Origin of the sequence: Rhizobium mesosinicum, assembly GCF_019511345.1 — a bacterium.
In the GTDB taxonomy this organism is placed as follows: domain Bacteria; phylum Pseudomonadota; class Alphaproteobacteria; order Rhizobiales; family Rhizobiaceae; genus Rhizobium; species Rhizobium mesosinicum.
In genome coordinates this window covers 134,599-148,991 of sequence record NZ_JAEUAK010000013.1, presented here as the reverse complement: position 1 = coordinate 148,991, position 14,393 = coordinate 134,599, and the positions used below count along the sequence as shown (strand labels likewise).

Annotated in this window: 11 protein-coding genes; 6 read left to right on the top strand and 5 right to left on the bottom strand. The window is 55.3% G+C overall.

Annotated features, from left to right (window positions below; translation table 11 throughout):
* Positions 1 to 16: 16 nt before the first annotated feature.
* Positions 17 to 961 carry a glycosyltransferase family 2 protein gene (locus JNB85_RS26535; protein ID WP_220337404.1) on the bottom strand — a complete coding sequence of 315 codons (945 nt, stop codon included), beginning with the start codon at positions 959 to 961 and terminating at the stop codon, positions 17 to 19.
* Between the two features lie 389 nt (positions 962 to 1,350).
* Here JNB85_RS26535 and JNB85_RS26530 point away from each other — a divergent pair, with 389 nt between their 5' ends.
* Complete coding sequence (locus JNB85_RS26530) at positions 1,351 to 2,208, top strand: alginate lyase family protein (protein ID WP_220337403.1); 858 nt, start codon at positions 1,351 to 1,353, stop codon at positions 2,206 to 2,208.
* Positions 2,209 to 2,219: 11 nt separating this feature from the next.
* Here JNB85_RS26530 and JNB85_RS26525 read toward each other — a convergent pair whose 3' ends face one another.
* Both JNB85_RS26525 and JNB85_RS26520 read right to left on the bottom strand, forming a co-directional pair.
* Entirely contained in the window at positions 2,220 to 2,714 is a 495-nt protein-coding gene (locus tag JNB85_RS26525) for an acyltransferase (RefSeq protein ID WP_220337402.1), read from the bottom strand.
* A complete protein-coding gene (locus tag JNB85_RS26520) occupies positions 2,659 to 2,937 on the bottom strand; it encodes a hypothetical protein (protein ID WP_220337401.1) in 279 nt (92 codons plus the stop codon). The genes JNB85_RS26525 and JNB85_RS26520 overlap by 56 nt, the downstream gene beginning before the upstream one ends.
* 32 nt (positions 2,938 to 2,969) lie before the next feature.
* Between JNB85_RS26520 and JNB85_RS26515 the strand changes: the two genes are divergently transcribed.
* The 4 genes from JNB85_RS26515 to JNB85_RS26500 all read left to right on the top strand — a co-directional run bounded on the left by JNB85_RS26515 (position 2,970) and on the right by JNB85_RS26500 (position 9,875).
* Complete coding sequence (locus JNB85_RS26515; RefSeq protein ID WP_220337400.1) at positions 2,970 to 3,899, top strand: endonuclease/exonuclease/phosphatase family protein; 930 nt, start codon at positions 2,970 to 2,972, stop codon at positions 3,897 to 3,899.
* 157 nt (positions 3,900 to 4,056) lie between these two features.
* Positions 4,057 to 6,435 carry a calcium-binding protein gene (locus JNB85_RS26510; RefSeq protein WP_220337399.1) on the top strand — a complete coding sequence of 793 codons (2,379 nt, stop codon included), beginning with the start codon at positions 4,057 to 4,059 and terminating at the stop codon, positions 6,433 to 6,435.
* 362 nt (positions 6,436 to 6,797) lie between these two features.
* Entirely contained in the window at positions 6,798 to 8,570 is a 1,773-nt protein-coding gene (locus tag JNB85_RS26505; protein WP_220337398.1) for a type I secretion system permease/ATPase, read from the top strand.
* Between the two features lie 48 nt (positions 8,571 to 8,618).
* Positions 8,619 to 9,875, top strand: coding sequence for an HlyD family type I secretion periplasmic adaptor subunit (locus JNB85_RS26500; RefSeq protein ID WP_262928194.1), 1,257 nt, complete (start codon positions 8,619 to 8,621; stop codon positions 9,873 to 9,875).
* Positions 9,876 to 10,048: 173 nt separating this feature from the next.
* On the opposite strand, the gene JNB85_RS26495 is transcribed toward JNB85_RS26500, so the two are convergent.
* Together JNB85_RS26495 and JNB85_RS26490 are read right to left on the bottom strand one after the other, a co-directional pair.
* Complete coding sequence (locus JNB85_RS26495; protein ID WP_220337396.1) at positions 10,049 to 11,302, bottom strand: glycosyltransferase family 4 protein; 1,254 nt, start codon at positions 11,300 to 11,302, stop codon at positions 10,049 to 10,051.
* 68 nt (positions 11,303 to 11,370) lie between these two features.
* Positions 11,371 to 12,636, bottom strand: coding sequence for a nucleotide sugar dehydrogenase (locus JNB85_RS26490; RefSeq protein ID WP_220337395.1), 1,266 nt, complete (start codon positions 12,634 to 12,636; stop codon positions 11,371 to 11,373).
* 834 nt (positions 12,637 to 13,470) lie between these two features.
* Between JNB85_RS26490 and JNB85_RS26485 the strand changes: the two genes are divergently transcribed.
* Entirely contained in the window at positions 13,471 to 14,325 is an 855-nt protein-coding gene (locus JNB85_RS26485) for a calcium-binding protein (protein ID WP_220337394.1), read from the top strand.
* Positions 14,326 to 14,393: the final 68 nt, after the last annotated feature.

Genomic DNA, 14,393 nt, shown 5'->3' with positions numbered 1-14,393 from the left:
AGATCTCTCCCTGCGATTATGCATTGCGCACCGCGGCGATATAGCTTGATAGCGTCAGCTTGCCGCTCGCGACCAACGATGCTCCGACAAGAAGTTTGCGTGCAAACGCGATGATGCCCGGGAGGCTTCGTGTCTTGTGAGCGCCAATGGCATAAAGCGTGCCAGGGAAATATTTCGGTTTGAGACTCGAATCATGGTCACGGTGTCCGACGAGGGGGGAGTCGGTGAAAAGAGTGCCACGGGCAAGATAGAAAGCCCGGATCGCGTAATCCGTGTCTTCGCCGCCGTTCAGACGCGCGCCCACCCCCAGTGCCTCGTCGAATGTCTGCAGTTCGGGCAGCAGTCGTCCGCGGAAGAAGAACGTGTTCGATGATGCCCGCGATATCACTTTCTGCAATGCTGGCCTTTCGGTTGCCAAGGCGCTCTTTACCTCGGGGGTCGAGCTATAACGGCAGAACCAGAAATCGATCTCCGGCTTATCGAGAAAGAGATTAGCGACAAGCGTGAGAAGTTTTTCGGGATACCAGCAATCGTCGTCGGGGAAGGCATATATGCTGTCGGCAGTGACAACGCCCGCCTTCACGACTTCCCGCATAAGAAGATTGCGGGCCGCCGAGAGCGAAATCTGATGATTGATTCGTCTTGCACTGATCCAATCCGGAAATTCGGGATCGGCGGCATCGTCGGGTACATTTTGCAGAAGAAGATAGAGATGGACATCGATCGATGGATCTTCGACCCTGGCACGCGCAATCGAGTCAACCATCCTTTGGAGGTGCTCGGAGCGGCCTTGCCTGAGATTGCTTGTCGAGAAAAGCGTAATTTTCGGCATGACTACTCTGTTGTTCGGGAACATGTCGGTGGAGCTGCGAGCCCTCAGCGAGCGGCACGGCTGGCGACCCCCATCTTGCGGTGCAACATAGACATTGAGGTCTGGGTTGAAAAGTAGAAAATAACCCATACAGGTTAACTTCGCTGCAAACACCCGTTTATGGACATTGCCACAACTGGCAGTGGCGATCACCGGAGTTGGAGAAACATATGTCTATGACTTCGCGGAAGGCGAAACCTTTCAATCGCACGGTTTCGGGGCTCGTTTTCAGCCTTCTCATATCCGCGACGTCGGCGGCTGCCGAGCAGCCGCTCCGATACATTTTCGAACCGGTAGCCAGGAATGTTCAGGACGCAGGTTCTGCCAAAACAGCCCGACCTTTCGTCTGCTCAGTTCCGATTGCTCCACTGGTCGATATGAGCAAGCTGTTTAGCTTTTATAAGCCAAGTCATACGCAGTCAGAGGTCGATCCGGCAGCGATGAAGGCTTTCGCAAAGCGTTTGTGGCCGACAGGTGCCGTGACGAAGAAAATGCTGGAAATGATGGAGACGGCACTCGATGCGCCTGGGCAGAGCAGGAATGCCGGAAACTGCATCATACGGCAGGCACGCATCTGGGCGGATGCGAATGCTTTGCTTGGTGGTGTCGAGGACAATGATCCCCTCGGACATCGTCAGGCGGTTCTCGCCGGAGGGTGGACAATCATTTCTTTCTCGAACGCCTATGCCGTGGCTGAAAAAGTCGCGCCACCGGCAAGCTCTGTCGATGCTCCCATCAAGGCTTGGTTCGCGAAGCTTTCGGATATGATCGTAGCAGAATTCACACCGGTACCCCGTGAGCCAAAATATGCCTGGCTCGACGGCAATAGCAATCATCGATACTGGGCTGCCGCTGCTGTTGGCCTGATAGCAGTGCATCTGCAGGACCGCAAGCGGTTCAACTGGTCGATGGATATCTTAAAGTCGGCGCTGGATGAAGTCCCTGCTGACGGCGGGCTGCCGCGCGAGCTTGCCCGCGGCGGACGGTCGCTGAAGTATCAGAATTTTGCCATGGACGCGATCGCGATCCTCGTGCGGCTCGCCGATGTCAATAATATTGCACTCAATGCCGATCAGGAAAAGAAGCTGCAATCAGCCGCCGGCTTTGCTGCCACCATGTATCTTCATCCCGACCTGTTGGAAAAGCGAACAGGATATCGTCAGGATGTCGAGCCAGGGATGATTGCCTGGATTGACGTCTTATCGCCTCATTTCAGGAGCCGCGACCCGGAATTCGCCAAACAGCTCAATGTTATCGCGCAGCCCTTGCGCCCAATGACCGATACGTTCATCGCCTTGCCTACGACCCGTTTGATCGGCGACGGGGGCGCCGAGTAAGACGTTAAGCGCTACGTCTTCCGCACGGCCGTGCCGCTCTTTTTCTGATCGGCTGCTCTTTCAGCTTCCGGTATGTCGGCAAACAGGAAGCGGCCGTAAGGGCCGACTTCGATATTTTCCCGAATGACGGTTGCCGGATTGCCAGCGGCGATGCAGCGCGACGGGATATTCTTCGTCACCACGCTGCCAGAACCGATAACGCATTCGTCGCCAATCTCAACGCCTGGCAGAATGATGCTTCTCGCCCCGATGAAGCAGTGCTTGCCGATCTTGGTGTTGCGATAGACGCCCCGCGTTCTGTCGTGAGTGAGGATGGCGACATCGAACGCGACATACGATTTCTCGCCTACATGAATGCCCTTGGGATATGTTTTATCAAGGCGAACACTCAACGAGAACGTAGCGGTCGGGTGAATATTCATCCCCCAGAACTTCGTGTAGTAATGGTACTTAGCTTTTACCAAAAGCGATCTCAGCCAGAGAAATTTGTTCAAGCTGCGTGCCATTAAACACCATCTCCTTGTTGCGCGAACTTTCAGTCTCGTCGGTGCCGAACGCGGGGCATATAAAGCATGGACGAAACGCCAGTGGAAGCTGCTTTGTGTGCAGTGCAAGAAAAAGCTTTGGATTTTTGACCCGATTTCGCATGATGCCAACGGCAATTTCGATAGCCGTGTATTTCTGACAGGACGGGGTTGCCGTCCATCGCCCAGCCGGATTTCCTTTCATCTGAAGCATTTTCCGCATCGCAGGACCCGTGAATGAGACATACCTTTTTTTGCGTCGCATGCACCGTGGTTTCCATCGTGCTGCTCACCATTTGCCTTCGGTATGTCTCCGATATGTGGCCTCTGACGATCGTCGGTGCGCTGCAGATGCAGATCGGTGCGCTATGCTTGGCGATTGTTTTGCTCTCCAGTCTCTTCGTGCGACACTGGTATGGCCTGCTGCTCGGCATTGCTTCTGTCGTGGTGGCCGCTCATCCCATGCTGATGCTCGGAGAATTTGCCGGAACGCCGGCACCGGGCGCGGTACCCGGCCTGCGTCTGCTCTCGATCAAGATCCTCGATGATGCGCTGGACGATGCTGCACTCAAGCAAACGATCGACGAGGCGAATGCCGATCTCCTTGTCGTGACCACCACCGGCTCTCTTGCCGGAAGGCGGGGTCTAATGCGCCAATCCTATCCATTTCGCGTCGGTTGCGGCGATCCGACCTATGCACGCTGTACCGTTATGCTTCTGGCGCGCCGACCGCTTTCGAATCTCCGCGTGCAGCAGTTAAGTCCGGTCGGCAGTGAATTGATCTCCGCCACCGTTCCGGTCGAAGGCCGGCGTGTACGCGTTTTTGCGACCCGGCTTTCGAAGACATGGTTCGATACGTTTCACAGCTTCGAACTCTTCAACATCACACGAGTTCTGCGGCAGACGCATGAACCTGTGCTGCTTGCTGGAGATTTCAGTGCGCCCGTCATCGTCGCAGACATGCGCTGGTTTCTCGGCAATAACAGGTTGAGCAGCGTCTATCCCGAGCCCGCGACGTGGCCGGTCTCGCTTGGACCTGTCGGCATCAGCAACGATCACGTCTTTTTCAAAGCGCCGCTATCCGTTCTTTCCGTCAACCGCACGGACGGAAATGGCCGATCCGGCTATATTTCGATTCTTTCTAACATTTTGATAGAAGGAAATTAGAATCCCGTTGAGGTTGTATGTTTCCCGGCCTAGATGCTTTTTGTGAAGATTACTCAGAAAAACGCCGCTTGGTTAAACCTTTAACGATCCTTGTAGGAAGATCTTAACCCTGCTCCCCACAGGTTGGCCTTACAGCTTTGTTGAGCAGGAGTTTCGAATGCCCACGACAATCTATCTCGATGCTACAGCCGGTGAAACCGAATTGCGCAAGGCGCTAGCAACTGTTGCCAATGAGGGTGGAACGGTTGTTCTGGCCAAGGATGCCGACATCACCCTCAGCAAGACGATTTACCTTTCGGTCGGATCAGGTGACGTGACCATAGATCTCAATGGCGGCACGCTGCACCAAGCCACAGCCTCCGAAAGGGTTCTCGGCGTATTCGGCGCGGAGTCGCCGCTGCAGACCGTCGCGCTCGGATCCGATGCAACGAACAATGCAACGGTCACCTATGCGTCCTTGCCGCAGAACATAACGGTCGGCAGCTGGATAAAGGTCACCGCAGACGACAATTTGCCTGGAGATCATGTCGACCCGGGCGACGTGGGCCAGACGACCAAGCTTGGCCAGGCAGCCAAGGTCATCGCCATCAACGGCAACACCGTCACCCTGGAGGGCTCGCTGGTCGAGCAGAACCTCTACGCGACGAATGTCCGCGCCACGGTCTATGCCGAGGGTCAATTTACGATCAAGAACGGCACCATCGATGGCGCAGCCGGCGAATATAACGCAACCACTGCCGATCTCCTTCATATACGCAATCTGGTCGATACCGTCGTAGACAATGTCACGGTGAAAGACGGCGGCTTCGGCGTCAACGTCGTTAACAACGTCAACGCCACTCTGACTGACATTACGGCCACAAATCTCTACTGCGGTATTCATACAGGCTCATCGCTGAGCACCGAGATCAACGGCCTTTTTGCCGAACATGTCGGCCAGGGTGTTGTAGTCCAGGGTATAGGAACGGCTCTGAATGCCTCAAGTGCGGCGAGCTATGGGGCGGAGATCGGTTTTCTGACCAAAAATTCGGTCGTCTACGACGCGGCGAATTCAGCGTATGATTTCCATTCCGAAAGCCGAAACGGCGTTTATACGGACGATCTCTCCTTCAATTCCAGAATGTTCGGAGATTTTCGCGGCATAGGAAACGCCTTCACAAATAGTGGAAGTGCTGGCGACGCCTACGGCATACAATTCTACGAATATGGCGACGGAGACGGACGCAATTCACTTGTAGACAACCTGATATTGCGTGAAATCAAGAACTACGCGTTCCTGGTATCGAATTCGCCCGAGGCGAATATCGTCATGAACAGCATCTTCGAGAGCTATCTGGAGGGATACAACATTCCCGAATCGATGGTCAAATTCATCAATACGCAGATTCTGACAAAGGTCGTGCCTGGCGATGATACGCTGGTCGGCACGGCGGCAGCGGACAAACTTCTCGGCGGTCGCGGCGCCGACAATCTATCCGGCGCTGACGGTGACGACTATCTGTGGGGTGGCGACATGGCTGATCTTCTGACCGGCGGCGCCGGACATGATCGCTTCGCCTATCATGCATTGAGCGAAGGCGGCGATATCATCACCGACTTTCAGGTTGGCGGCAATGGCGACGTTATCGATGTTTCGGTGCTCGCCGCGCGGTTTGGCTGGGGCAGCGGAAGCGACCTTATTGCCGATGGCCATATCCGCGTCGTACAAAGCGGGACATCTGCCGTCGTGCAGGCCAATGACGGCCAGGCCTGGTCGACGCTCGCCACGCTCCAGAATGCGAGTGCATCGGGCTTCGATACACGCAATCTCCAGACCTCGCTTTCGGCGACCGCGCAATGGAACGCTGACGATCCTTCGGCGTCGTTACCGTTGCCTACTCCGCACACCGGTACGGATAAAGCTGACAGCTTTGCTGCGGCCAAGGGGGCCGATCTTTATTACGGTTCTGCCGGCGACGACAGCTATGTCTTCAATGACGTGCGAGATCATGTCACAGGGGAACTGGCAGCTGGCGGCAAAGATGCGATATGGTCAAGCGTCAGCGTGGATCTTCGCAATGAATCGTTCGTCGAGAACTTGCGGCTCAGCGGGAACGCTGAAATCGATGGGATCGGCAACGCGCTTGGCAATCTGATCACCGGTAACGCGCAGAGCAACACCATTGCCGGCGCTGGCGGCATCGACTCTCTCACTGGCGGTGGTGGGGCAGACACTTTCTATTTCTCCGAGATGGGCGCTACCAACAAAGATTCGATCTGGGATTTCAGCGAAGACGACAAGATAGCCTTGTCGCAATCAATATTTGCGGGCCTTGATGCGAACGGCGACCACATTCTCGACCAGTCGGCATTTGTGGTAGTCAGCAAGCTCGGAGCGCTTGCGACGGGCGTCGGCCCGCAGATAATCTATAATTCGGCCAACGGTATCGTATCTTATGATGCCGATGGATCGGGTGATAAAGCTGCGCAAGATATAGCCTTTATCGGAGCCAATAAAGCATTCTTCAGCTACGATGACGTACTTCTGTCTTATTGAAGACAGGTCGTCCAAATCAGGTGCTGGATTTTGCGGCTGACAGCCCGACGGTCGTGCGGGGGCTTTGCCGTTACGGCAATTCGGCCGTCGGCGGCACGTTTCAGCCAAAAAGGCGGCTCTGAAATGGCTTTTTACCTCCTTCAAGTTACCCTCCAGGTCGCGGAATACTCGCGGCCGAGAGTATCAGCATTAAACCTACGGAGCGATTTTGTCTCACCGTCTGTTTATTTTACTTCATTTTCTGTGGCATGAGATGTAACTCCAGTAACGTCAATATCGTATGTCTTGAAAGACGTCTTGGGTGAGTGACAGTAAATCGCCTACGGGATTTCGGAAGGCAGAGTTGTAGAGGGTGTCGAAGGTTGAATAACGTTATAGCGGGCTTCATACGACAGCCGAAGAAGGATCCAGGGTCCGAGGCATTTTCGCGCTGCAAAAGCGCGCTGGTGGCAATCGCGCTGGCAAGCGCGGTCGTCAATATCCTTTATCTCACGGGTTCGTTCTTCATGCTGCAGGTCTACGACCGGGTCATTCCCAGCCGTAGCGTCCCCTCGCTGATTGCTTTGTCGCTGCTGGCGCTGCTTCTCTATATTTTCCAGGGCGGCTTCGAAGTCATGCGCAGCCGCATGTTGGTCCGTGTATCCGGCGTCTTCGATGAGGTGCTGAGCGCGCGTGTTTTCAGGGCGGTCATGAAGGCCCCTGTCAAAACAAAGGTCGAAGGCGATGGATTGCAAATGCTCCGGGATTTCGACCAGGTCCGCAGCTTCCTCTCGAGTTCAGGTCCGGCCGCCTTCCTGGACCTGCCGTGGATGCCGCTCTACATCGCCATTTGCTTCATGTTTCATCCGATCATCGGCATTATTGCCATTGCCGGTGCGCTTGTTTTGATCGCCCTGACATTCCTGACACACAGAAGCGCTCAGACCTCTTCGAAGCAGGCGACCGAACTTGGCAACCGGCGGAATACGTTTCTCCAAGCTGCCCAGAGAAATGCCGAGGTCGTTCAGGCGATGGGAATGCGCAAAGATTTGGCCGAAAGGTGGCTGGATCAGAATAATGCCTATCGGATGACCTCGCGGACGGCGTCCGATACAGGCAATGTTTATTCGACCATCTCCAAGATTTTCCGCGCGGTGCTGCAATCTGCGGTTCTTGCGACCGGTGCCGTTCTGGTCATTGAAAATCAGGCATCCGGCGGCATCATCATCGCGTCGTCGATCCTGACTTCCCGGTCGCTCGCGCCGGTGGAGCAGGCGATTGCCAATTGGCGCGGCTTCGTTGCGGCCCAACAGGCCTGGGGTCGGCTCAGGGGCGCCTTCCGCGACCTGCCGGAGAACGACAGCCCGCTCAAATTGCGCGCCCCTTATCGCCAGTTGACCGTCGAGCAGCTCGTCAGCGGACCGCCTGGCAAACAGGAGATTACTATTTCCGGTGTGAGCTTCTCGATCAATGCGGGCAGTGCGGTCGGGGTGATCGGTCCCAGCGCCTCCGGCAAGTCATCGCTTGCACGCGCCGTGACGGGCATCTGGCCGTCCTACCGCGGTTCTGTCCGCCTTGACGGCGCCACGCTGGACCAATGGGACGATGGTGATCTCGGTGCGCATATCGGTTATCTCCCGCAGGATATCGAGCTTTTCTCCGGCACTGTCGCCGAAAACATCTCGCGCTTTCAACATGCGCCGGAGGCGACTGCAGTGATTGCCGCTGCCGAAATCGCCGGCGTGCACGAGATGATCCTGCGGCTTCCAAAGGGCTATGAAACCCAGATCGGTCCAAGCGGCTCGATGCTTTCTGCCGGTCAGCGACAGCGCATTGCGCTGGCGCGTGCTCTTTACAAGGATCCTTTCCTCGTCGTTCTCGACGAACCGAATTCCAATCTTGACAGAGAGGGCGAGGCGGCTCTCGCTGAAGCCATTCTATCCGTGCGCCGGCGGGGCGGCATCGTCTTCATCGTCGCGCATCGGCCGAGCGCACTGGAAGGCTGCGATCTCGTACTGATGATGAGTGACGGGAAGCTCGCGGCATTCGGGCCCAAGGATGAGGTGCTTGCGCGCATCTTGCGTCGCGACATCAAGCCGATCCACGCAGATCGATCGCCGACGCTCAAGGTGGTTGGCGATACGCAGGAGCAGTAAGCTGTGGTGATGTCACAATCTCAACATTCACTTCGGCGCCATGCCGTGATGGTCATCGCAATGGCAATCGTGCTTGTGGGCAGCATTGGCGGCTGGGCAGCCACGACGACGCTTTCGAATGCCGTCGTCGGTGACGCGACTGTCATCATCGACGACAACGTCAAGAAGATTCAGCATTTGGTCGGCGGTATCGTTTCTGAGATCTCCGTCAGCGAAGGCGAGCACGTGCAAGCGGGTGATATCTTGCTGCGACTCGACGGGACGTCGGTAAAGGCCAACCTCGGTATCATCAACAGCAGCCTTGCCCAGCTCTATGTTCGTCGAAGCCGGCTGCAGGCAGAGCGTCTTGGGGCTCCCAGTTTCTCGTTCGAGGAACTGGAGGCGAAGGGCGTCGATCTGGAAGCGAACAAGCTGCTGATCGACGGTGAAATGCAACTCTTCAAGACGCGCCAGTCTTCGATGGTGGGGCGTAAGAAGCAGCTTGAAGAGAAAACGGCGCAGCTCGCCGAAGAGATCAAGGGCGACACCATACAATTGCAGGCGATCGACGAGGCGACAGCGCTCGTTGACGAAGAGCTGGCAGCGACTGAAGAGCTTTATGCCAGAAAGCTCGTTACGATGCAGAAGATCAATAGCTTGAAACGTGAGAAGGCCGATCTTGATGGCAATCGTGGCGGCCGGGTTGCTGCTCGTGCGCAGGCCGAAGGTAAGATCGCAGAAATCAAGCTGCAGATACTGCAGCTCGATGCTGATCAAAGTGCCGACAATTCCAAGGATCTGACGGATGTCGAAGCCAAGATCGCAGAGATGGAGGAGCGGCGGATTGCTGCTCTCGATCAGCTCCAGCGATTGGATGTGAAGGCGCCGTTGACAGGCAGAGTCTATCAGCTTTCAATCCATACGGTTGGTGGTGTCGTTAATCCGGGTGAACAGCTCATGCTGCTGGCACCGGACAATCGCGCGCTGACGGTGGAAGGCAAGATCGCGACACGCAATATCGATCAGGTGCATGTCGACCAGGACGTGGATGTTCGATTTACTGCTTTCGACCAACGCACCACACCTGAAGTTCGGGGCAAGGTTCTTTCGGTATCTCCGGACGTCGTTACCGACGAACGCACGGGCGCAAAATTCTACCCTGTGCGTATCAAGCCGGAACCGGAAAGCCTCGCGAAACTGCAGGGCATGGCGCTCTATCCTGGCATGCCGGCCGAGATTTTCATCAAAGTCGCTGACCGCTCGGTCATATCCTATCTGACCAAGCCGTTGACAGACCAAATGAACCACACGTTCCGCGAGGAATAGCCGACACGGGGCTTGAAGGCTGATCGGCTCCAACCCAAGACAACGCTTCTAAGATTGCGAATATAGATGGAAGGAAATACGCCATCTGAGCGGCTTTCCGGCCACGCGCAGGCGGGCAACAAAAAGCCGCATGACGATTGCTCATGCGGCTCTTCTTTGTGCTTATAGAGTGCTCAGGCCTGACGCTTTACCTTCTTGTAGGCTGCGATCAGGTTGGGGATCTGGTAAGGCCACGCAAGGCTGCTAGCGACGCGCTGCCTGCCGATAGCGCCCATCCGCGCGCGCTCTTCGGGGTTCTCAAGGAGAGCGACGATTTTCTCCGCAAAATCCTTCGCATCATTGGCCTTTGCATAAAGCGAAGCCTCTTCGGCGCTGCGCCTGCCTTCCGTAACGTCGAACTGAACGATCGGTTTGCCGAGCGCCATATACTCGATGATCTTGTTCATCGTCGACTTATCGTTCATCGGGTTGACGCGATCAGGATTGACGCAGACATCCGCCGTTGAAAGCACTTCGAGAAGGTCGTGGTCGGAGACGCGTCCCGTGAAGGTTACGCATTCCGAAAGGCCCATCCTTTCCGCATCGGCCGCAAGGCCCTTGGCGCTCGGACCGCCTCCGACGAGAACGAACTGAATGTCATCACGGCCCATCTGATTCTTAATGTATGCAACTGCGTCCAGAAGGATATCGACGCCTTCCTGGGCACCCATAACGCCAACATAACCAACCAGATATTTCCGGCCCTTTTTAAGCGACGGGTTGGGCTCGACGGCGACGAAACGAGAAAGATCCGGACCACTCCTGACCACGTAGATGTCGTCGGCTTTCTTGCCTCCGCGCACCTGAGCGATCTCCCGGTAGCTTTCGTTCGTCGAGATGACTACACGCGCGCTTTTGAAGGTGATCCATTCGAAACAGCACATCAGCCGCCAGAAGAAGCCGCGCTTTTCATATTTGGCTTCGTAGAGTTCCGGATTGATGTCGTGATGGTCGAAAATATAGGGAACGCCAAAAAGCCGGAACTGCAGAGCAACCAGGAAAATCAGATCCGGCGGGTTGCAGCCATGAACGGTGTCGAAGCCGTGTCGGAAGAAAATCTTCCAGGCGAGGACAGTTTCCCAAAAGAGGGCAACCCCATATTCCAGCAGGTAACCCAGCGCGCCGCTCGCATCAAGCGGCAGCGGGTGCCGGTAAACGTGGATACCTTCGATGCACTCGTAGCGTTCCGTGAAGCCCTTTCCTGTCGGGCAGATGACGCAGACCTGTGCACCGGCCGCCGTCAAAGTCCGGGCTTCCTGCCAGACGCGACGGTCGAAGGGAACCGGCAGGTTCTCCACGATGATCAGTACTTTCCGCCCTTTCAGGGGTAAGGCGCTGACGTCTGTCGCGTCATCAAGGGCTGTATCGAACGTTTCCTGAATTGCCATCGATTGCCTACTCTTGGTAACTCTTAAAGAGTCGGCCCCCGAAGAGGCCGACGGCGTCTTCTTCTGTTTTAGCGCAAAGTATTTGTGTCAACCGTCTTTGCGGCTTTCACGTCTATCTTTGCCAAGCTGCCGTTTGTATCGATCACCAGATCGTATTCGGTGCTCTCTACGTCTTCCTTGGAAACCATGATCTCGGAGATGGATGGAAGATGTGAGAAGGCATAGCCCATATTTTGGCCCAGCAATTGCGTCGGTTTGACGGCTGGATCATAAATGCTGAGCTTGTAGCCGGCCGTGATCAACTTATGCGCAAGGTTAAGCTGGGGGCTTTCACGAAGATCGTCGCTCTCCGCCTTGAACGCCAGCCCGAGCATGAGGATATTCGCCTTCGGAGCGATATCGCGTGTAACGTAGTCGAAGATGAAGCGCTTATGCGCTTCGTTCGAACGCAGCAACGAATCGACCAGGTGGTTGAAGGCGCCGACCTCTTCGGAGATATGGGCCAACGCCCTGACATCCTTGGGAAGGCAGGAGCCGCCGAACGGACCGCCGGGACGCATGTAGTAAGGCGAGATGTTCAGCTTGGTGTCCGAGACGAATATCTTGTGCACGGTCTGCGGGTCGATATCGAGCTGAACGCACACACGCCCGATTTCGTTTGCAAACGCAACCTTGACCGCGTGCCAGGTGTTGTCGACGAATTTGGTAAATTCGGCTTCGCGATAACCGGTGACGAACATCGGCGCGTCGATGTTCTTGTAGAGCTCGGTCATACGCTCCGAGGGCTGGCCGTTCTGGGTTCCAACAACGATCTTTGGCGGATTGAAGTAATCCTTGATCGCAACGGATTCACGCAGGAATTCCGGATTGTAGACAATTTCCACCGCCTTGGCGAAGTCCTTGCCGAGATGCGCCCGGAAGATCGGCGCGATCAGCCCGTCGATGGATCCCGGCCGGATCGTGCTGCGGAAAACGACCGTCAGCGGTTTTTCGCGAGAGGGGTCCACGCTGAGAGCGATCTGGCGCGAGACCTCTGCGATGAATGTCATATTGTGCGAGCCGTCGGCCGCGCTCGGCGTGCCAACGCAGACGATCGCAAGGTCGCATTCCGAGAGCAATTTGCCGACCTGCGAAACGACCGTAAGACGATTATCGGCCAGGCCCATCGCCAGCAGATCGTCCAGTCCCGGCTCGTAGATTGGCGAATGGCCGGAAAGGATGAGTTTTACCTTGTCTTCGTGAGGTTCCACGCCGACGATCGAATGACCTTCTTTGAGCAGGCATCCGGCACCTGTGAGGCCGACATAGCCAAGGCCAAAGATTGCAATTTTCATTCGCACGCTCCTGCTGTTTGTGACTTTGCGGCGATAGTCGAAAATTTACACCGATTACGCAACCGCAAAAAAATGAACGTTCCGTCGATGATCAATTTCGATCATGTTTGTATAGGGCATATGACATTTTCGAAATAGCCACCACGGGATTTTTTTAATAAAGCGTACCGTCAAAACGCGCCTAAACATAAAAAATGCATTGATTTCAATGAGATGATCTTCGCGTTTCCGCTGAGCTGGATTAACTTTTACACGTCTACCGCGCTACCGTGAGACGTTTTCGGGCGTCTCGGATTCTGTAGCGGGAGCGGTTTGCAGTGCAGCAAATATATGTGAAGCAATCGACTAGCTTGCCGATATCCACCTCTGAGGCAGGCCAGCCTCGCTGGCGGAATCCCCAAAAAAACGGCTGAGGCGCTGACAGTCTGAAATCAACTTTCAGGATATCGAGCGGGCGCCTGAATCGCTCTAGCCAGCCACGAAGATTGGGGAATTTGAGAGCATATCCGCAACTCGGAGAAAAACGGAGAGGCGCTAGAAGGTTCTTGCGTCGGGCAGGTCCGCACGCGAGCGCTGCGGCAAATACGGGTAATCGTGAAATCCTGCACGTGTGACAGTATCATGAAGAGTATTTCATAAGCATCAAGCGTCTTAGATTCCATATACGAGGATGCAATTTTAACGAGCGAACGAGCGTTAAGTATATCTATTCCAATAGGCATTTTTCGTTCGTCATCAGGGTTTACAATATATTAAATATCCAATAATCAAATCCGCGAAAGCCAGTAGCGCTTCAATATAAATATGTTGATTTTGTTTCAAAGGGAGAATGAAATGGCTAACGTTCTGGGTACCAATTCAGACGACACTCTCGCAGGTACGGCCGATAGCGACGTGATTCGAGGACGTGATGGTGCTGACACCATCTATTCTGGCGATGGTGGCGACAAGGTGCTTGGCGGTGGAGGCAGCGACCATATTGGTAGCGGCGCTGGCGCAGACGCGATTTACGGCGAAGCAGGCGACGACATCATTAATTCGGGAGCGGGCAACGATGTTGTATTCGGCGGCGCCGGCAATGACATAATCGTGTCGGGTGACGGCAACGACAATGTTCGGGGCGGTGAGGGCAACGACTCAGTTTATGGCGGTGCAGGGGACGATTACCTGAGCGGCGGCGAAGGTGCAGATACTGTTCGGGGTGGAGTCGGCGCCGATTTTATCAACGGCGACGCTGGCAACGATCGCGTTTATGGCGACGAAGGTAACGACATTGTCCATGGCGGCGCTGGAAACGATTACGTATACGGCGGTATCGGTAACGATAAGGTTTTTGGCGATGAAGGAAATGATTTCATTTACGGCAACGACGGGGACGACAGCGTCTACGGCGGGGCTGGGGATGACTTCCTTTTCGGCGGCGCCGGCAATGACTATCTCGTCGGGGGCTCCGGCAATGACACGTTCGTGTTCGAGAGCGGCTCGGATCGCATCGCCGATTTTACGGTCGGCGAAGACAAGCTGAAGTTCGGTGCCTTCGGTGTCAGCCAATACAAGTATCAGGACGTGGTAGACCATATGTCACAGGTTGGCGCAAACACTGTCATTAATCTTGGTCCTGACCATGTCATCACCCTGGAAAACGTAAATATGGCGGATCTTCACGCTTCGGACTTTCTGTTCGCATAACGGTGACGCGGCGTTTTATGCCGGATTGTTTCATCACGTTGGAACATTTCCTGTGAATTGCCTTTTGA

Coding starts and splice junctions, on each gene's coding strand:
- JNB85_RS26485 (WP_220337394.1), top strand. CDS start 13,471: ATGGCTAACGTTCTGGGTACCAATTCAGACGACACTCTCGCAGGTACG.
- JNB85_RS26510 (WP_220337399.1), top strand. CDS start 4,057: ATGCCCACGACAATCTATCTCGATGCTACAGCCGGTGAAACCGAATTG.
- JNB85_RS26520 (WP_220337401.1), bottom strand. CDS start 2,937: ATGAAAGGAAATCCGGCTGGGCGATGGACGGCAACCCCGTCCTGTCAG.
- JNB85_RS26515 (WP_220337400.1), top strand. CDS start 2,970: ATGAGACATACCTTTTTTTGCGTCGCATGCACCGTGGTTTCCATCGTG.
- JNB85_RS26525 (WP_220337402.1), bottom strand. CDS start 2,714: ATGGCACGCAGCTTGAACAAATTTCTCTGGCTGAGATCGCTTTTGGTA.
- JNB85_RS26535 (WP_220337404.1), bottom strand. CDS start 961: ATGGGTTATTTTCTACTTTTCAACCCAGACCTCAATGTCTATGTTGCA.
- JNB85_RS26495 (WP_220337396.1), bottom strand. CDS start 11,302: ATGGCAATTCAGGAAACGTTCGATACAGCCCTTGATGACGCGACAGAC.
- JNB85_RS26500 (WP_262928194.1), top strand. CDS start 8,619: ATGGTCATCGCAATGGCAATCGTGCTTGTGGGCAGCATTGGCGGCTGG.
- JNB85_RS26490 (WP_220337395.1), bottom strand. CDS start 12,636: ATGAAAATTGCAATCTTTGGCCTTGGCTATGTCGGCCTCACAGGTGCC.